Raw genomic sequence first — 18,081 nt, forward strand, 5'->3', positions numbered from 1 at the left:
AGACCGTCGGCCCGCGACCTGCCTACAGGCTGAGCCGCTTGGCGATCAGCTCGCGGTGGTGGGCGGGTGAGCCGAGCAGCTGCTCGGACCCCTTGGCCCGCTTGAAGTACAGGTGCGCCGGGTGCTCCCAGGTGAAGCCGATCCCGCCGTGCAGCTGGATGCTCTCCGCCGCGATGTGGTAGTACGCGGTCGAGCAGTACGTCTTCGCGATCGAGGCCGCGAGCGGCAGCTCCGGCGAGCTCGACTCGACCGCCGAGGACGCGTGGTAGGCAGCGGAGCGAGCGGACTCTAGCTCGACGAGCATGTCGGCGAGCTTGTGCTTGACGGCCTGGAAGGAGCCGACAGGCCTGCCGAACTGCTCCCTGACCTTGACGTAGTCGACGGTCGTCTCGAGCACCCGGGCCGCGCCGCCCACCTGCTCGCAGGCCAGGGCGGCGGCCGCGATGTCGAGGACGCGGCTCAGCACGTCCCAGCCCCGGCCCTCGACGCCGAGAAGGTTCGCCGGCGTCTCGTCGAACGTGAGCGTGGCCAGGCGGCGGGTCTGGTCCAGCGTCGGGAGCGAGGTCACCGTCACCCCGCGCTCCTTGGCGTCCACGGTGAAGAGGGAGGTGCCCGCCGCTGTCTGCGCGGCGACGACGACGAGGTCAGCCTGCGCGCCGTCGAGGACGTAGGACTTGGCACCGCTGATGATGAAGCCCTCGCCGTCGGGCACGGCGGTGGCCTCGATGCCGTCCTCTGTCCATCGGCCGTTCGCCTCGACCAGGGCGAGCGTGGCCACCGTGCGGCCTTCGGCGATCCCTGGCAGGTGCAGGCGGGCTGCCTCGGTGTCACCCGACTCCAGGATGGTCGTGGCGGCGAGCACCACGGTCGAGAACAGCGGTGAGCAGAGCAGGGCGCGGCCGGCCTCCTCCAGCACGACGGAGAGCTCGCCGAAGCCGAACCCGGCTCCGCCGTACTCCTCCGGGATGGCGATGGACTGGATGCCGAGCTGGTCCGCCATCAGCTTCCACACGCTCGTGTCGTAGCCGAGGTCGGTGTCCAGCAGGGCGCGGACCTGCGCCTCGTCGGAGTAGGAGGCGAGGAACTTCCGCACCACGGCGCGCAGCTCCTCCTGCTCGGGGGTGAAGATGAGGGGCACGGCTCTCCTCGAGGCTGCGGGAATGGATAGAATGAGTATAATCCATTAACTGATTGGCGCAACGTGAGGAGCTGAAGTGGACACGTCCGAGGGACAGCAGGAATTCGAGGCGCTGCAGGTGACGAAGGACGGGCCGGTCCGGATCGTCACCATGAACCGCCCGGAGAGCCTCAACGCCGCGGACGCGGTGATGCACCGCGAGCTCGCCGCCGTGTGGGGGCTGCTGGCCGCCGATCCCGGGTGTCGGGCGGTGGTTCTCACCGGCGCCGGGCGGGCGTTCAGTGCGGGTGGCGATCTGCCGAGGATGGTGGCGACGCAGCAGGACCAGGAGATCCAGGACGAGGTCTTCGCCGAGGCTCGCGCGACCGTGCTCGGCATGATCGAGCTGCCCCAGCCGCTGATCGCCGCGGTCAACGGGCCGGCGGTGGGACTAGGCGCCAGCCTGGTGTCGTTGTGCGACCTGGCCATCGCCTCGGAGAAGGCCTTCCTGGCGGACCCGCACCTGGGCGTGGGCCTGGTGCCGGCTGACGGGGCCGCCCTCCTGTGGCCGATGTTGATGGGCCTCATGCGAGCCAAGGAGTACGTCTTCACCGGTGAGCGGATCACCGCCCAGCAAGCGCTGGAGTGGGGTTTGGTCAACCGGGTGGTCGCGCCCGACGACGTGCTGCCGGACGCCGTGGCGCTCGCGCACCGGCTCGCCGGGCACCCCGCGCGAGCCCTGCGCGACACCAAGCGCCTGATGAACCTCCACGCCAGCCGGGTGCTGGTCGGGATGCTGGACCAGGCCTTGGCCTGTGAGCGGGCGAGCGTGAACTCCGCCGATCACGCCGAGCTGTCGATGCAGCTGATCGCTGCGAGCGAGGCGCGGGTCAGAAGCCGAGGTTCCGCCCGACCAGGTCGAGCATGATCTCGTTGGTGCCGCCGTAGATCCGCTGCACCCGCGAGTCGCGCCAGAGACGCGCGATCTCATACTCGTTCATGTAGCCGTAGCCGCCGTGGAGCTGGAGGCAGCGGTCGATGATCCGCCACTGGGTCTCGGTCGTCCACCACTTGGCGCCCGCGGCCTCGTCGGCGGTGAGCTCGCCGGAGTTGACGCCGAGGATGCACGTGTCGACGTACGTCTGCATCACGTCCAGCTCGATCTGCATCTGGGCAAGGGCGTGCCGGTTGACCTGGAAGGTCCCGATGGGACTGCCGAACGCCTTGCGCTCGCGGGCGTACTCGGTGGTGAGCTCGATGGCCCGCCTGGCCTGCGCGACCGCATGGATCGCGATCCCGAGCCGCTCAGCCGGAAGATTGCTCATCAGGTGGTAGAAGCCGCGGTTCTCCTCGCCGATGAGGTTCTCGACGGGCACGCGGACATTGTCGAAGAACAGCTCGGCGGTGTCGGCGGCCCGCTGGCCGATCTTGTCCAGCTTGCGACCGCGGGTGAACCCCTCCGTGCCCGTCTCGACGACGATCAGGCTGATCCCCTGGTGGGCCTTCTCCGCGGTCGGGTCGGTCCGCGCCGCGACCACTACGAGGTCGGCTAGCAGCCCGTTGCTGATGAAGGTCTTCGAGCCGTTGATGACGTAGTGGTCACCGTCCCGACGTGCGGTGGCCTTCAGGTTCGCCAGGTCGGAGCCGGCGCCCGGCTCTGACATCGCGATGGCGGTGATGTACTCGCCGGAGACGAACTTCGGGAGCCACCGCTTCTTCTGCTCCTCGGTGGTGAGCTTGCGGAAGTAACCGGAGAGGATGTCGTTCTGCACGCCGAGGCCGATGCCGACCGTCCCGGTCGCCCAGTACTCCTCGTTCAGGATGGCGTTGAAACGGAAGTCCTCGAGATCGGCGCCGCCGTACTCCTCCGGCATCTCCCAGCCGATCAGGCCCAGCGCGCCCGCCTTGAGCCAGACCTCACGGTCGACGTACCCCTGGGCCTCCCACTCCTCGGAGTGCGGAGCGCACTCCTTCTCGAAGAAGGTCCGAGCGGTCTGCCGGAAGTCTTCGTGCTCCGGCTCGAAAATGGTGCGGCGCATGCTGCGGGGCCCTTCTGTCAAGGCGGATTTCGGGAATCTAATGCGTTAAACAGTTTAACTAATAAGCCCCAATGGGTCAATCTCGGGTAAGGTAGGGACGACCTGGCCCTCTGGCCGGCCGGACGCGACGGGAAGGGCACATGACCATCGACCGATCCTCCGTGGTGCGGGTCCCGAAGGCGGGCGAGCTGGTCGCCGCTGACCTGCGGCGGCAGATCATCACCGGCGCGCTCCAGCCGGGAGAGCCGCTGCCGACCGAATCGGTGCTCATGGCGCGGTTCGGCGTTTCGAGGCCGACCCTGCGAGAGGCGTTCCGGATCCTGGAGTCGGAGTCGATCATCAAGGTCCTCCGGGGTGCCCGGGGCGGTGCTCGCGTCATGGCGCCGGATGCCGACGTAACGGCGCGCTACACGGGTCTGCTGCTGCAGTACCGAGGCGTACCCCTGGCCGACGTCTACCAGGCGCGCACGGCGATCGAGGTCTCGGCCGTCGGAGCCCTGGCCGGCGCGCCGGTCAGGACGATCGCCAAGCTGGCCGAGCTCGTGGACCGGGGCGGCGACCTGCTCGATGACGCTTACGGCTTCGCCAAGCACGACACCGCCGTCCACCAGGCCATCGTCGACCTGGCCGGCAACCAGACGCTCGCCGTGCTGGCGTCGATGCTGCTCAGCATCATGGACGCGCACAACGAGCACTTCATGTCGATCCACGGCGAGGAACACGAGAAGCAGGCCGACCAGCTCGCGTTCCGCGCTCAGAAGAAGCTCGTCAAGCTCCTTCAGGACGGCGACGCCCCCGCGGCTCAGGCCCACTGGCGCAAGCACCTCAACAACGTCGAGAAGTACATGGTCGGCGACTCCAAGACCACTCTGGTCGAGGTCCTCTCCTAGTCCTTCTCTAGATCGCGCCTGCACGCGCGAGCCGGGCGATCTCGTCCTGCCGCAGCCCCAGCACGTCCGTGAGGACCTCGTCCGTGTGCTCGCCCAGCGTCGGGGGCGTCCGGTAGTCCTCGATGGGCGTGCTGGAAAACCGGATCGGGTTGCGGAGGACGTCGACCCGGCCCGACGCCGGGTGGGCGATCGCCGTGCGCAGGCCGCGGTGCCGTACTTGCGGGTTCGCGAAGACGCCGTCGAGGTCGTTCACCGGGCTGACCGGTACATCGACCGCCTCGAGCTCGGCGATCCACTGGCTCGAGGGCCTGGTGCGGAACACCTCGTCCAGGGTGCGCAGCACGAGCTCCCTGTGGGCGATCCGAGCCGACACGGTGGCGAACCGTTCGTCGTGCGCGAGCTCGGGACGGCCGATGACCTTGGCCACGCCCTCCCACTGCCGGGGCGTGCTGGCGACGAGGAAGATCTCCGCGCCGTCGGCGCACACGAAGGTCTGCGACGGGATGCCGCCGAACCCGCCGTTGCCGCGCCGCGGCGCAGCCGCGCCCGAGACCAGGTAGTTCTGCGCGAAGTGGGAGAGCGACGCGACGCCACAGTCCAGCAGCGACAGGTCGATGTGCTGTCCGGCCCCGCCTGCGACCTCGCGGTGACGAAGAGCGGCGAGGATCGCGTTGCCGGCGTACAGCCCGGTCAGGATGTCGATCATCGAGATGCCGACCTTCATCGGGCCGGCCCCGGGCTCCCCGTCGGGGATCCCGGACACGCTCATCATCCCGCTCATGGCCTGGAACACGCCGTCGTACCCGGGGCGGTCGGCGTACGGCCCGTCCTGCCCGTAACCGGTGATCGAGCAGTAGACGAGGCCCGGGTTGAGCTGGTGGAGGGTCTCGTAGTCGAGGCCGTACTTCGCCAGCACTCCTGCCCGGAAGTTCTCGATCAGCACGTCGGAACGCTGCGCGAGCGCGCGGATCACGTCGGCACCCTCGGGAACGGCGTGGTCGACAGTGATCGACCTCTTGTTCCGGTTGGCACTGAGGTAGAAGCCGGCCTCGGTGGTGGGGTCGCCGTCCCTGTCGTGCAGGAACGGCGGCCCGTAGGTGCGCGAGTCGTCCCCGCTTCCGGGCCGCTCGACCTTGATGACGTCGGCGCCGAGATCGCCGAGCAGCTGGGCGGTCAGGGGTGCCGCGAGGATCCGGCTGAGGTCCAGCACCCGCACCCCGGACAGCGGCGTGTCGCGGTTCATCCCGGCTTCATCGCCTTCCGGCGGCCGGCTCGCGGGGAAGCCCGAGGACCCGCTCGCTGATGATGTTCTTCTGGATCTCGCTCGTCCCCGCGTAGATCGTCTCGGCCCTGGCTCGCACGAAGGCACGGCGCAACGACTCGGCTGCCCGGTCCGGGCCGGATCCCCACTCGGTGCCGAGCCAGCCGTCCTGGTTCAGGACGTCCATCGCGAGCTCGGTGAACCGCACGTGCCACTTCGACCAGTAGTACTTCCCCATCGAGGCCTCCGGTCCGAACTCGCCGTTCTGCAAGGCCGACCCGAGGGTGCGCAGGTTGTTGCAGCCCATGATCTCCAGGCCGATGAAGGAGTCGACCAGACGGTCCCGGAGGACCGGGTCCTTGGTGGCGCCCTTGCGGCGGGCGAGCTCCTGCAGCGTTGCCATCTCGCGCCGGAACGAGAACTGGTAGTTGAGAACCGAGGTGGCGCGTTCGTGACCGAGGGTGGTCATCGCCGCCTTCCACCCCTCGCCCGGAGCGCCGAGCACATTGTCCGCGCTGGTCCGCGCGCCGTCGAAGAAGACCTCGTTGAAGCCGCTGTCGCCCAGCATCGTGCGGATCGGGACGACCTCGACGCCAGGCTGGTCCAAAGGGATCAGCATGTAGGACAGACCCGCGTGGCGGATGGATCCGGGCTCGGTCCGCACGATCGCGAAGACCCAGTCGGCGCGATGGGCGAACGTGGTCCAGATCTTCTGTCCGTCGACCACCCACTCGCCGTCGTCGAGGCGGGCTTTGGTGGACATGTTGGCGAGATCGGAGCCCGCGCCAGGCTCGGAGTAGCCCTGGCACCAGACGACCTCGCCGCGGGCCATCGGCGGCAGCAGGCGGGCCTTCTGCTCCTCGGTGCCGTAGTGCAGAGCGGTGGGGGCCATCAGGGTCTCGCCGTGGAAGCCGGCCCGCGGAGGTGCGCCGGCCGCGGCGCACTCCATGGCGAAGAGGATCTCCTGCGTGAGGGTCGCCTCGCGTCCGCCGTACTGCTTCGGCCACGACAGCCCCAGCCAGTTGCCCTCTCCCAGCCTCTGCTCCCAGGCCCGGCGGAGCTCCCAGTTGTCGTCGTCGTCCGGGCCCCCGCGATCGGACTGCCCGACGAAGTCCCCGACGAGGTTGTCGGCGAGCCAGGTGCGGAGCTCGTCGCGGAACTCGCGGTCGGCGGCGTCCAGCGGCAGTTCGGTCCCGTGCTTGTCCATGTCTCCTCATCGGCGCTTGGCAAATCCGGTACAACTATAGTACAAAGATCTAACTGATTACACCGATATCTGAGGAGGTGCCGTGCCCGACCTCGAGTGGAGCGTCGACAACCTGGTCGGCACCATCCGGCTCAACCGCCCCGAGCGGCGCAACGCGTTCACGTTCGGCATGGTCCGGGAATGGGCCCAGATCCTGCGGGACGTGCGTACCGATGACTCCGTCCGCGTCGTGGTGCTCACCGGCGCCGGCGACCGGGCGTTCTGCTCCGGGATCGACCTCGGCAGCATCTCCAACGCCAACCCGGACCTCACGCCGCTCGAGCGGAAGTCACACCTGCACGACGAGATCCACCAGGTGGCGCTGGCCCTCGAGGCCTTGGACAAGCCGGTCATCGCCTCGATCAACGGGGCGGCCGTCGGGGCCGGGCTCGACATGGCCCTGATGTGCGACCTGCGGGTCGCCGCCCGGTCGGCGAGGCTGTCCGAGGGCTACATCAAGGTGGGCCTCACTCCCGGTGACGGCGGCGCCTACTACCTGCCCCGTCTCGTGGGCACCGCCAAGGCGCTCGAGCTGCTGCTCACCGGCGACTTCGTCTCGGCCGACGAGGCCCACCGCATCGGCATGGTCAACCGCGTCGTCGACGACGACGACCTGGGAGCCGAGACCAAGGCACTCGCGGAGCAGGTCGCGGCGGCACCGCCGGTGACCGTCCGGATGATCAAGCGCGCGACCTACCAGTCCGCGCGGGCCGACCTCCGCACCTCGCTCGACCTCATCTCGTCCCACTTCGCCGTGGTGGCGGCGACCGACGACGCCGCAGAAGCCCTGTCCGCCCTGCAGGAGAAGCGCGTGCCGACCTTCCAAGGCAAGTAGATCTCCGACCCAACCGACTAAGGACCCACCATGACCGTGACGACCGAATCCGCCGACCAGGCCGCAGCCCCGGCCACCGAACCGCGGGTCTTCGACTCGTGGATCAACATCCCCTACCTGCCGGGCGAGGTGACTCCGGACCCCTCCGTCGTGCAGCGGTTCAAGCGCGGCAACAGTGCCTACGAGGGCGGGCAGACCATGGCGGACGTCATCGCCGAGATGGATCGCCTCGACATCTCTGGCGGCGTGCTCACCAAGGTGCCGAGGGACATCACCCCGCCGTACGTTCACGGCATCCGGTCCGGGGAAGAGGTGCTGCGCGAGGCGTGTGAGCGGCTCGCGACCATCCAGGCGGAGCACCCGGGCCGCTTCGTCACCTCGGTCGGCGTGGACCCGAGGCTCGGCTACGAGGCCGCCAAGCACGTGCGCATCGCGGTCCGCGAGTACGGCGTCAAGGCGATCCGGATCTGCCCGATGTTCACCGGCATCGCGATCGACGACAAGCTGGCCTACCCGCTCTACACCGCGGCCTGTGACGAAGGCGCCGTCGTCACCATCAACGTCGGCGTCCCCGGACCGATGAAGCCCGCGAAGCTGCAGCGGACGATCCTGATCGACGAGGTCGCCCTGGCCTTCCCCGACCTCAAGCTCGTGATGACCCACCTCGGCGACCCCTGGATCAGCGAGACGGTCGCGATGCTGATTAAGCACCCGAACGTCTTCGCGATGACCGCCGGCTGGGCGCCCAAGTACGTGCCGGAGGCGATCCTCGACGTGCTGCGACGCCGCAAGAAGACCAAGCTCATGTGGTCGTCTGACTACCCGATCCTGCCGTTCGACCGCACCATCGACGAGGGCCGGGCGATCGAGCTGCCGGAGGACTCGCGCGCCAACTTCCTCGGCGCCAACGCGCTGGCTGTGTTCGGCGACCCCGCGCAGCCCTGATTCCACCGAAGGCCGAGAGAAGGAGCAACGAAATGGGACTTCACGACGGACGGGTCGTCATCGTCACCGGCGCCGGCGGGGGAATCGGACGTGAGCACGCGCTCGAGTTCGCGCGGCAGGGAGCCAGTGTCGTGGTCAATGACGTCGGGCCCGTGGACGACGTCCTGGCGGAGATCAAGGAGCTCGGCGGTCAGGCCGTCGGCAACGGGGACGATGTCTCCGACTGGGACGGCGCCGGTCGCCTGGTCCAGACCGCCCTCGACACCTTCGGCGAGCTGCACGTGCTGGTCAACAACGCCGGCATCCTCCGCGACAAGATGTTCGTGAACATGGACGTCGGCATGTGGGACGACGTCGTGCGGGTCCACCTGCGCGGCACCTTCTGCCCGACCCGCCACGCGGTCGACCACTGGCGGGCGCAGCACAAGGCGGGCACGCCCGTCCCGCACCCCCGGATCATCAACACGTCCTCGCCGTCGGGCCTCTATGGCAACGTGGGACAGACCAACTACGGCGCGGCGAAGTCCGCACTCGCGGGGTTGACGGTGATCCTCGCTGACGAGCTGGCCCGGCTGGGCATCACGGTCAACGCGATCGCACCGAGTGCGCTCACCCAGATGACCGAGGGTCTCGACGACTACGTCGCGAAGATGGCCGAGATCAAGGAGCGCACCGGGTTCGACGCGGGCTCGCCCGCCAACATCGCCCCGATCGTGGTCTGGCTCGCGAGTGCGGAGGCACAGGAGGTCACCGGCCGGGTGTTCAACGTCAAGGGTGGCGTGATCGGTGTCGCCGAGACCTGGGTCGCCGGACCATCCGCCGAGAAGCTGGACCGGTGGGACCCCGTGGAGCTCGGCGCGGTGGTTCCCGCGCTGGTCGCGAAGGCGCGTCCGAACTCCGACGGCTCGGGCACGCCCCGGAGCCGGCCGTGATCACTGACGGGATCACCGACGGCATCAGCGTCGAACGCGACGGCCACGTCGCCACGGTCTGGCTCGACCGCCCCGAACGGGGCAACGGGTTCATCTCCGCGATGCAGGTCGAGCTGCACCGCCGTCTCGAGGAGCTGGATGCCGACGCGGACGTGCGCGCGATCGTCGTCACCGGGCGCGGGCGGTTCTTCTCCACCGGTGCGGACCTCGAGCCCGGCGGCGCGAACTTCGCCTTCGACGAGGAGCAGACCGCCCTGGCCCGGAAGATGATGGCCGACCGGCCACGTCCGTGGCAGATGCGCACGCCGATCATCGCGGCGATGAACGGGTCGGCCGTGGGCATCGGGCTCACCTTCCCCCTGCAGTGGGACATCCGGATCGTCAACGAGTCTGCGAAGTACGGGTTCGTGTTCACCCGGCGCGGGCTGATACCCGAGCAGAACTCCCTGTGGCTGCTGCCGCGGCTGGTCGGGCTCTCCGTCGCCCTCGAGCTGTTGCTGACCGGGCGGCTGTTCAGCGGCGCCGAGGCCAAGGAGCTGGGGATCGCCACGCGCGCCGTACCGGCGGACGACGTGCTCCCCACCGCGCTGGCCCTCGCGCACGAGATCGCCACCCAGACGGCTCCCTCCGCGGTCGGGCTGACCAAGCGGCTCGCCTACGAGCTGCTCGCGGAGCCGGACCGGGAGGCAGCCTTCCACCGTGAGTGGGAGACGTTCAGGTGGATGGGTCGCCAGCCCGACTCCGCGGAGGGCGTCGCCTCGTTCGTCGAGAAGCGTGCGCCCCGGTTCCCCTCCGGCAAGCACGTCGAGCCGCCTCCCACCGGGGACCTCTGGGCGGCGTTCGATGGCTGAGATGACCGTCTGCGCGGAGACCGTGCGGTACGACGTCGACGACCACGGCGTGCTGGTGCTGACGTTGAGCCGACCGGGTCGGCGCAACATGTGGACCGTCACCATGGAGGACGAGTTCTACGCCGGTCTCGATCGGGCGGCGGGCGACGACCGGGTCCGGGTGATCGTCGTGACCGGCGCGGGCGAGGACTTCTGTCCCGGGCTGGATCCCGAGGTGCTCGACGGCATCCGGGGTGGCAGCCGCTACACCACCAACCGACGACCGCAGACCCACGCGACGACGGTGCCGAAGCCGGTCATCGGGGCGATCAACGGCGCCTGCGCGGGCATCGGACTGGCCCAGGCCCTCTGCTTCGACTACCGGTTCGCGGTCGACGGCGCGAAGTTCACGACCGCGTTCTCCAAGCGCGGTCTTCCTGCAGAGGACGCCTCCGCCTGGATGCTCACCCGCCTGGTCGGGCCGGCGCACGCCCTCGACCTGCTCGCCTCCGCGAGGGTGTTCACGGCCGAGGAGGCGCACGCGCTGGGCGTGGTGCAGAAGCTGAGCCGGCCCGGCGAGGTACTCACCGACGCGGTCGCGTACGCACGCGCGATGGCGACCCGGGTCTCGCCGGTCGCGATGGCGATGATCAAGAGCCAGGTGTGGCGGGACTGCGAGACCACGATGGAGCAGGCCCGGGTGCGTGCGCAGTACCTGTTGGCGCTGGCGAAGGCGCAGCCCGACTTCCAGGAGGGCGTCCGCTCGCTGGTGGAGAAGCGGCCCGCGAGCTTCGGGCCCTATCAACCCTTGAACCTCTAGGACCACGACATGGAGTACGACACCGCGCCCGCCGAGGCGGCGTTCCGCGACGAGGTCCGCCAGTGGCTCTCCGAGCACCTCGTCGGCGAGTTCGCCGCTCACCGCGGGGTGGGCAGCCCGACCGACGACACCGCCTGGGAGGTGCGCGTCGCGTGGGAGAAGGAGCTCTCCGCCGGCGGTTGGCTGGGGCTCACCTGGCCGACGGAGTACGGCGGCCGCGGTGCGACGCTCGCCCAGGAGGTCGTCTTCGAGACCGAGTACGCCCGAGCCGCCGCACCGGCACGGGTCAACTCGCAGGCCCTGGAGCTGCTCGGGCCGATGTTGCTCGAGTTCGGCAGCGAGGAGCAGAAGCGCCGCTTCCTGCCACGCATCCTGAGCGTGGACGACATCTGGGGCCAGGGCTTCAGCGAGCCGGGTGCCGGCTCCGACATCGCGGCCGTGTCCTGCCGAGCGCGGCGCGACGGGGACCAGTGGGTCGTTGACGGCCAGAAGGTGTGGACGACGTTCGGGCACCAGGCCAACTGGTTGTACGTGGTGTGTCGTACCCACCCGGACGCGTCATTGCGCCACAAGGGCCTGACCATGCTCCTCGTGCCGGTCGATCAGGAAGGCGTGGAGATCCGGCCCATCGCGAACCTCGCCGGCTCGGAGGAGTTCAGCGAGTGCTTCTTCACGGGCGCCCGGACCGATGCCGACATGGTGGTCGGGGAGGTCGACGACGGCTGGCGCGTGGTGATGGGAACCCTCGGGATGGAGCGAGGCGCCGCACTGATCCCGATGCAGCTCGCGATGGAGCACGAGGTCCACCAGGTGGTCGCCGCGGCGCGCGAGTCCGGGGCGTTCGAGGACGCCCGCACCCGCCAGCGGCTGGCAGACGCCTACATCGCGACGCAGCTCATGCGGGCGACGACCGCGCGCGTCGTCTCCGGCCTGCTGCGCGGCACGACCGAGGCCGACGCCGCGGCGGCCACGAGCAAGCTCTTCGCCTCGGTGGCGCACCAGCGGCTGGGCGAGCTCGCCATGGACATCGAGGGTCCTGCGGGGCAGGTCCTGTCCTCGCCGCTTCCCGAAGGGCTGAGCTTCGCGCAGCGGACGTTCCTGTTGTCCAGGGCGGAGACCATCTACGGCGGCACGTCGGAGATCCAGCGCAACATCATCTCCGAGCGGGTGCTCGGGCTACCCCGTTAGAGGAACTCACATGAGCACGAGCGCACCGGTCACGAGCGCACTGGTCACGGGTGCGTCGCGAGGCATCGGCCTGGGCATCGCCACCCGCCTCGCCCGGCGCGGGTATGCGCTGACCGTCGCGGCACGCGACCCGGAGCGGCTTGAGGCGGCCGCCGGCCGGCTGCGCGCAGCCGGTGCGCCCGACGTGCAAGCGGTCGCCGGGGACATCGCCGTCGAGGACTACTTGGGGTCGCTCGTCCAGACCCACGCGGCCCGCTTCGACAAGATGGACGCACTGGTTCTCAATGCCGGGGTCGGCTCGGCCGGACCACTGGCCGACTTCCATCCACGCCGGTTCGACAAGCAGGTCACGCTCAACCTGCGGGCGCCGTACGTCCTGCTCCAGCAGGCCCTGCCGCTCCTCCGCAAGGCGGCCGCGGCCAACCCCGCCGGAGGCGCGAAGGTGGTGGCCCTCAGCTCCATCACCGGCGTGTACGCCGAACCCGACCTGGCGGTCTACGGCGCGACCAAGGCCGCCCTCATGTCGTTGGTGCGCTCGGTCAACCGGGAGGAGGCCGGGGACGGCGTGTGCGCGACGGCGGTCTGTCCGGCGTACGTCGACACCGACATGGCGGCGTACGTCCACGAGCGGATCCCCGCCGAGGACATGATCGCGGTCGCCGACATCGTCGAGGTGGTGGACGCCTGCCTGCGCCTCTCGGCTCGCGTCACGGTGCCCGAGATCGTGATGGCCCGGTCGAGGAGCGACGGCCACGGCGCGTGACCCGCGCGTGCCCCGAGCGAGCACTAGGCTCGGCGACGTGAGCGCAGCGCACAAGGGGGACAGCAGGGACAGCCCCCTCACCGAGGGCGAGATCGTCGAGGCGGCGCTGCGGCTCATCAAGCAGGATGGCGTCGACGGGCTGTCCATGCGCCGGCTCTCCAAGGAGCTTGGCCGGTCGCACATGGCGATGTACTACTGGGTCCCCGACAAGGCCGCTCTGCTCGACCTCGTCGCGTCCGCCGCCCTGCGGGACATCCCCGTACCGATCGACGCCGGTCAGGGCTGGGCGGCGCGGCTGCGCGCGCTGATCGGCAGCATCGACGTACAGCTCCGTGCCAACCCCGGACTCGGGGGGATCCTGCTCGACCGGATGCTGAGCACGGACCGCCGCATCCTCAACGCCGCCATGGACATCCTGGTGGACGCCGGCTTCGACGACGCCGACGTTCTCATGGCCTACGCGACGGTGCACACCTACCTCTTCGGTCGCTACCAGCTGGTCACCGCTCCGCCTCCTGCATCAGAGGAGGAGGCGGAGGACACGGTGGCCAGGCTGGTTGTCCAGCTCCCGAGGCTGACCGGCCGCGACTACTTCGAGTTCGGCGTGGACACCCTGATCGCCGGCCTGCGCGATCGTCTCGACGACACCCCTCGGGAATGAGGTCGATCGTCAGAGACCCTTGTCCGCGGGGATGGGGGAGACGTCGAAGAGCTCCTCGAAGGTTCCGCGCAGCACGCGGTGCTTGATCTCGGGGGAGACCTTCGTGAACAGGCCGTGGAGGGTCTCCTGGGTGTGGCCGTAGGTGCCTTCCAGGTGGGGATAGTCGTCGCCCCACATCACGTTGGTGTAGCCGGTGCCCTCGATCACCTCGACCGCGCTGGGGTCGTGCTGGAACGACGCGTAGACCTGGCTGCGGATGATCTCGCTCGGCAGCCGCGACAGCTTGGGGCGAACGAACATCCCGTGCTGCCGGTAGCCCTCGTCCATCCGGTCGCCGATCGCCGGCACCCAGGCGGCGCCGCCCTCGGCGATCACCACCTTCAGTTCCGGGTGCCGGTCGAGGGCGCCACCGGCCACCATGTGGGAGACGACGCGCATGCCCGGGTAGGTGGTCTCCATGTAGTTCACGACCGCGCCACCCGGACCGCGGTAGACGACGTTCTCCCCGCCGGTTCCGATGTGGAACGCCAGGACGGTCCCGTGGGCCTCGGCGGCCGCCCAGAGCGGCTCCCACTTGTCGAGACCCCACTCCTCGCCCGGTCGCGTCCCGCAGGGCAGGAAGATCGCCTGGAACCCCATCTCGGCGGTCCGCTCGATCTCCTTCACCGCGTCGCCCACGTCGGCCAGCGAGACGATCGCCGGCGTGAAGATGCGGTCCTGGCGCGACATGACCTCTTCGTGTGACCAGTCGTTCCACGCCCGCGCGACCTCGCGCCCGAGCTCACGGTCGGTGATGTTCACCGACCAGAACCCCATCGACGGGAAGGCGAGCTGCGACCACACCCCTTCCTGGTCGAGGTCCTTGAGACGCACGTCGAGGTCGAACGCACCGGGGGGCCGCATGGCGTCCATGAAGTCGTTGAGCTGACGGTCGATCTGCTGACCGTCGATGTAGAGGATCTCGTACTTGTCGCCGCGCTCGGAACGGGGCGCGCGGTCGGCCAGCCGCTTCGGCAGCCGCGAGGTCCAGAGGTCGGCGGGCTCCATGACGTGGGAGTCGGCCGAGTGCGCCCAGATCTTCCGGGGCGCCGCGTCTGTCTGGGTCATCTGCATCTCCATGACGAAGGGGTGTGGACATGATTCACTTTACACTGTAAAACAGATTTCGGAAGTACCCGTGAAAGCAATCCCTGGAGACCCCATGCCTCAGTCCGGAAGTTGGAACGAAGACGAGCTCGCTGCCTTCGAGGCGGGCCTCACCGCCGAGAACCTCACGGCGATCATGCGCTCCACCTGGACGTGGGACGACCGAGCGCTCCGGCGCGACCTGACGCGCCTTCTGACCACGCTCCGAGCACTGGGCGAGCTCGAGCCCGGTGGCGACCTCCATCGTCTGGTCCGGAGCCGGGCTCTCCACTCCGCGTCGGGCTTCCTCGCCGCCGTGCTGGGTCCGCGGGTGATCGCGGACTCGGGGCACGCGACGAGCTACTCGTTCGCCGAGACGCTGGTCCGCTCACCCTGGCTCGTGGGAGGTCCTGACGAGGAGCTGTTGCTGAAGTCCGTCGGGGCGGCCACCGACGGCCCGGGGGCGCCGGGTCTCGACCTCGCGGCATCGCCGGGCTTCGCGTCCCGCGGGCTGGCCGCGCACGCGCTGGCCGCCTCCGGCGACCAGGACGCAGGTGCCGAGCTCCTGTCCAAGATCGAGGCCGGCGCCCTGTCTGCGACGCTCGCGGCGGCCGAGGCGTCCGGGTCGTGGGATCCGGCCCTGGTGCGCACGCGGGCGACCCTGACGGGGTCGCAGTGGCTCCTCGAGGGCGAGAAGTACTTCGTCCCGCACGCCGACACCGCCGATGTGCTTCTCGTCGTCGCTCGCAGCACGGCCGGTCCGTCCCTGTTCGCCGTCGAAGCGGCAGCCGCAGGACTGACGCTCTCCGCGATGCGGACCGTCGATCCGACGCGTCCGTTGTCACGGGTCCGGCTCAGCGCGGTCCCCGCCGCGCTGGTCGGCACAGAGGGAGCAGGCGGCAGGTTGATGGCGCGCACCCTGGACCTGGCGACGACGTGGCTGGCCGAGGAGCAGGTCCGAGGGACCCGTCGCTGCCTCGAGCTGGCTGCCGCCGCTCTTGCCGCCCCGGACGGCCCGATGGGAGACGCCAGGCGAAGGTACGCCGAGCTCCGGGTGCAGGCCGAGATCGCCGACGCCCTGGGGCAGCGCGCCCGCCGCCTCGCCGACGACCCCGCGAACGGCGGCGTCGCAGCGGCAATGGCTCACATCGCATGCTCGGAGACCTTCACCGACGTGGCCGGCGCGACCCTGCAGCTCGTAGGGGGAGCCGGGGACGCTGTGGTCGACGAGGTCGCGGGGATCCACCTCAGGGCACAGTCGTCCGACCTCCTGTTCGGCGGGCCGGCCCTCTACTACGAGCGGCTGCTCGAGCGGATGGACATCTGACCAGGACCCTCGGCTGCCTACGCAGCTCAGCGCGGGACGACGAGGTGGTCCGTGCCCCGGGCCTCGACCGCGCCGTAGATCCCCGTGTCGGCCGCGTCGAAGTCGGTCGCGCGGGGTTGCCGGTTCGACACGTGGATGCAGCCACCGATGTCGGACACCGCCCACTCGGCGCCGTTGACCCGGGCTCCGTGCTCTCCAGGGAGCCCGAGGCCGAGGGCGGGACCGAGCGGGACGTACGTCGCGGCCTCGATCTGCTGGGCTCGAAGGGCCGAGACGGCATCCGGCCGTGCCCACACGACCCCGACCCCTGTCATCAGCGAGGACAAGGTCTCCTCCGAGGCAGCGAGGGCCCGGACGGTCTCGCCACCGATTCCGATGATCGCCTTCACCGGCAGCCTGCGCAGGTACATCGCGAACCGGCGGGAGTCCCAGCCGTAGGTCTCGGAGGTGGCGTACGACGCCCCGATCCGGCGCAGCGACCGGACGATGGGGCAGATCCAGGGGCCTTCGTGGTTCGGCGTGCTGAACAGCACCAGGTCGCCCTTCTGGATGCCCGCCTGCACGAGGACGGAGAGCGCCCAGTCGGTGTCGCGCTCGAGCTCGTCCCAGCCGATCTCGAAGTCCGCTCGTGACCCGTCGACGTCGTACGTCCCGATGCCGTAGATGGGGGACCGCGGCAGCCTCGCGGCGGCGGCGGCCATGGATGTGCGGCTCATGCCTTCACCATTCTCGGGAACTTCGCGACGCTCGATGTTCGGCTGAGCAGGTCGTCGACCGTCACCAGCTCCAGCTCGCACGGGACGTGGAGCCGGGTGTCCAGGTGCGACGCGAGTCGCCGCTCGAGCTCGGCCAGGTCGGTGGTGCGCTCGGGTGCGTAGCCGACCCTCAGTCGCAGCTTGTCCATGCGTGGGCTGTGGCGGATGACCTGGAACATGCCGTCGCTGAGCTCGGGAAGCTCCTCGACCGCGGCCCAGACGTCGCCCACGACGATGGCCCGCCCGGCCACCACCGTCTCCTCGCCCTTGCGTCCGACCACCCACTGGCGCGCATGGGTGCGACCGCTGGGGGCCGGCTCCTTCGTGAGCCGGACCAGGTCGCCGGAGCGGTACCGGATGAGCGGTGCTGCCACGTTGTCGATGTCCGTGGCGACGAGCTCGCCCACGTGACCGTCAGCGACCGTCGTGTTGGAATCGGGCTCGAGGCACTCAGGAAGGACCGTGTCCTCCCAGAGCGTGAAGCCGTCATGCTCGCGGTGCTCCCACGCGGTGCCGGTGTCACCCGCGCTGGTGTACTTGAAGACCTCCAGGCCCCACTCGTCGCGCACCTTCCGTGCGAGCACCTGACCCATCGGCTGCCCGGCGAAGGCCACGCCCTTCATCGACGAGAAGAGGGCGCGAAGGTCGTGGTCGTCCTCGAGCCGCTCGAACTCGAGGATGGCCTGCAGGTGGAGCTGCATGTAGGAGGGTCGGTACTTCTCGATCGCGCGCAGGACCGACTTGCCCTGGCCGATCCAGGCGTCCACGAAGATCGGGACCAGCCCCATCAGGCCGAAGTACTCGTCCCAGAAGTTGCGGAAGGACCCTGCTGGCATGAGGACCCGGTCGCCGGGCCGAAGACCCACTTCCCACAGGTCCCGCGCCGTCACCAGGGGCAGCGGGGGTACGACGTCCCATGCCTCCGCGATCAGCTCCGGGTCGCCGGTCGTGCCGGAGGTAGCGGTACAGGAGTCGAGGTCCTCGAAAGGAATGCAGAGCAACCCGCCGAACGGGTCGCCGGTCCGGTCCCGGAAGGCCTGGGTGTCGGCCTTCTCGAACGTCGGCACCAAGTCCTTGAAGTCGCGGAGGGACTTGATGTCGGAGGGGGTGATCCCCGCGTTGCCCCAGAGCTCGCGGTAGAACGCCGAGTTCTCCCACGCGTAGGGCACGAGCTCGAGGATGCGGGCTTCCTGCAGGGCCTCGATCTCTTCCCGGGGGGCGGTCTCGATGTCAGGCTCCAGGAACCTGCTGTCGAGAGGCAGGCTCACGGTGGCCTCGGGCGAACGGTCGATGGTGGTCACTGGACTCTCCACGGGTCGATGGTGTGAGGCAGGTTACGCCTATTCG

General features: G+C 69.5%; 18 protein-coding genes. 11 read left to right on the forward strand and 7 right to left on the reverse strand.

Annotation, left to right across the window (positions count from 1 at the left end; genetic code table 11):
• Window positions 1-22 precede the first annotated feature (22 nt).
• Entirely contained in the window at window positions 23-1,138 is a 1,116-nt protein-coding gene (locus D0Z08_RS26750) for an acyl-CoA dehydrogenase family protein (RefSeq protein ID WP_118928347.1), read from the reverse strand.
• A gap of 76 nt (window positions 1,139-1,214) precedes the next feature.
• Here D0Z08_RS26750 and D0Z08_RS26755 point away from each other — a divergent pair, with 76 nt between their 5' ends.
• Entirely contained in the window at window positions 1,215-2,045 is an 831-nt protein-coding gene (locus D0Z08_RS26755; protein ID WP_220454368.1) for an enoyl-CoA hydratase/isomerase family protein, read from the forward strand.
• Here the strand turns inward: D0Z08_RS26755 and D0Z08_RS26760 are convergent.
• A complete protein-coding gene (locus D0Z08_RS26760) occupies window positions 2,008-3,156 on the reverse strand; it encodes an acyl-CoA dehydrogenase family protein (RefSeq protein ID WP_118928348.1) in 1,149 nt (382 codons plus the stop codon). The genes D0Z08_RS26755 and D0Z08_RS26760 overlap by 38 nt on opposite strands.
• Window positions 3,157-3,296: 140 nt before the next feature.
• Between D0Z08_RS26760 and D0Z08_RS26765 the strand changes: the two genes are divergently transcribed.
• Window positions 3,297-4,046 carry a FadR/GntR family transcriptional regulator gene (locus D0Z08_RS26765; protein ID WP_118928349.1) on the forward strand — a complete coding sequence of 250 codons (750 nt, stop codon included), beginning with the start codon at window positions 3,297-3,299 and terminating at the stop codon, window positions 4,044-4,046.
• A gap of 7 nt (window positions 4,047-4,053) precedes the next feature.
• On the opposite strand, the gene D0Z08_RS26770 is transcribed toward D0Z08_RS26765, so the two are convergent.
• Window positions 4,054-5,289 carry a CaiB/BaiF CoA transferase family protein gene (locus D0Z08_RS26770; RefSeq protein WP_118928350.1) on the reverse strand — a complete coding sequence of 412 codons (1,236 nt, stop codon included), beginning with the start codon at window positions 5,287-5,289 and terminating at the stop codon, window positions 4,054-4,056.
• 7 nt (window positions 5,290-5,296) lie between these two features.
• Complete coding sequence (locus D0Z08_RS26775; protein WP_118928351.1) at window positions 5,297-6,514, reverse strand: acyl-CoA dehydrogenase family protein; 1,218 nt, start codon at window positions 6,512-6,514, stop codon at window positions 5,297-5,299.
• A gap of 82 nt (window positions 6,515-6,596) precedes the next feature.
• Between D0Z08_RS26775 and D0Z08_RS26780 the strand changes: the two genes are divergently transcribed.
• Genes D0Z08_RS26780 through D0Z08_RS26815 form a run of 8 tightly spaced genes read left to right on the forward strand, consistent with a single transcriptional unit; the run spans window position 6,597 to window position 13,527 of the window.
• On the forward strand, window positions 6,597-7,388 hold the full coding sequence (locus tag D0Z08_RS26780) for an enoyl-CoA hydratase/isomerase family protein (protein WP_118928352.1): 792 nt from the start codon (window positions 6,597-6,599) through the stop codon (window positions 7,386-7,388).
• Window positions 7,389-7,418: 30 nt separating this feature from the next.
• A complete protein-coding gene (locus D0Z08_RS26785) occupies window positions 7,419-8,333 on the forward strand; it encodes an amidohydrolase family protein (protein ID WP_118928353.1) in 915 nt (304 codons plus the stop codon).
• A 32-nt stretch (window positions 8,334-8,365) separates the two neighbouring features.
• Window positions 8,366-9,265, forward strand: coding sequence for an SDR family oxidoreductase (locus D0Z08_RS26790; RefSeq protein WP_118928354.1), 900 nt, complete (start codon window positions 8,366-8,368; stop codon window positions 9,263-9,265).
• Window positions 9,262-10,116, forward strand: a complete 855-nt coding sequence (locus D0Z08_RS26795; RefSeq protein WP_220454369.1) for an enoyl-CoA hydratase-related protein — start codon at window positions 9,262-9,264, stop codon at window positions 10,114-10,116. The genes D0Z08_RS26790 and D0Z08_RS26795 overlap by 4 nt, the downstream gene beginning before the upstream one ends.
• A complete protein-coding gene (locus tag D0Z08_RS26800; RefSeq protein WP_220454370.1) occupies window positions 10,109-10,915 on the forward strand; it encodes an enoyl-CoA hydratase-related protein in 807 nt (268 codons plus the stop codon). The genes D0Z08_RS26795 and D0Z08_RS26800 overlap by 8 nt, the downstream gene beginning before the upstream one ends.
• Before the next feature lie 9 nt (window positions 10,916-10,924).
• Complete coding sequence (locus tag D0Z08_RS26805) at window positions 10,925-12,103, forward strand: acyl-CoA dehydrogenase family protein (protein WP_118928356.1); 1,179 nt, start codon at window positions 10,925-10,927, stop codon at window positions 12,101-12,103.
• A gap of 10 nt (window positions 12,104-12,113) precedes the next feature.
• Window positions 12,114-12,866 (forward strand): SDR family oxidoreductase, encoded by a 753-nt coding sequence (locus D0Z08_RS26810; RefSeq protein WP_118928357.1) that lies wholly within the window; start codon window positions 12,114-12,116, stop codon window positions 12,864-12,866.
• A gap of 37 nt (window positions 12,867-12,903) precedes the next feature.
• Window positions 12,904-13,527 (forward strand): TetR/AcrR family transcriptional regulator, encoded by a 624-nt coding sequence (locus D0Z08_RS26815; RefSeq protein WP_118928358.1) that lies wholly within the window; start codon window positions 12,904-12,906, stop codon window positions 13,525-13,527.
• A gap of 9 nt (window positions 13,528-13,536) precedes the next feature.
• Here D0Z08_RS26815 and D0Z08_RS26820 read toward each other — a convergent pair whose 3' ends face one another.
• Window positions 13,537-14,634 (reverse strand): amidohydrolase family protein, encoded by a 1,098-nt coding sequence (locus tag D0Z08_RS26820; protein WP_118928386.1) that lies wholly within the window; start codon window positions 14,632-14,634, stop codon window positions 13,537-13,539.
• 94 nt (window positions 14,635-14,728) lie between these two features.
• Here D0Z08_RS26820 and D0Z08_RS26825 point away from each other — a divergent pair, with 94 nt between their 5' ends.
• Complete coding sequence (locus D0Z08_RS26825; protein ID WP_118928359.1) at window positions 14,729-15,979, forward strand: acyl-CoA dehydrogenase family protein; 1,251 nt, start codon at window positions 14,729-14,731, stop codon at window positions 15,977-15,979.
• 26 nt (window positions 15,980-16,005) lie between these two features.
• Here D0Z08_RS26825 and D0Z08_RS26830 read toward each other — a convergent pair whose 3' ends face one another.
• Window positions 16,006-16,695: a hypothetical protein gene (locus D0Z08_RS26830; RefSeq protein WP_147381548.1), complete on the reverse strand. Its 690-nt coding sequence runs from the start codon at window positions 16,693-16,695 to the stop codon at window positions 16,006-16,008.
• The gene (locus D0Z08_RS26835) at window positions 16,692-18,035 is read right to left on the reverse strand and encodes a phenylacetate--CoA ligase family protein (RefSeq protein ID WP_220454371.1); all 1,344 of its coding nucleotides are present in this window, start codon (window positions 18,033-18,035) and stop codon (window positions 16,692-16,694) included. Before D0Z08_RS26835 ends, D0Z08_RS26830 begins: the two co-directional genes overlap by 4 nt.
• Window positions 18,036-18,081: the final 46 nt, after the last annotated feature.

It is taken from the genome of Nocardioides immobilis (assembly GCF_003515065.1).
Classification (GTDB): domain Bacteria; phylum Actinomycetota; class Actinomycetes; order Propionibacteriales; family Nocardioidaceae; genus Nocardioides; species Nocardioides immobilis.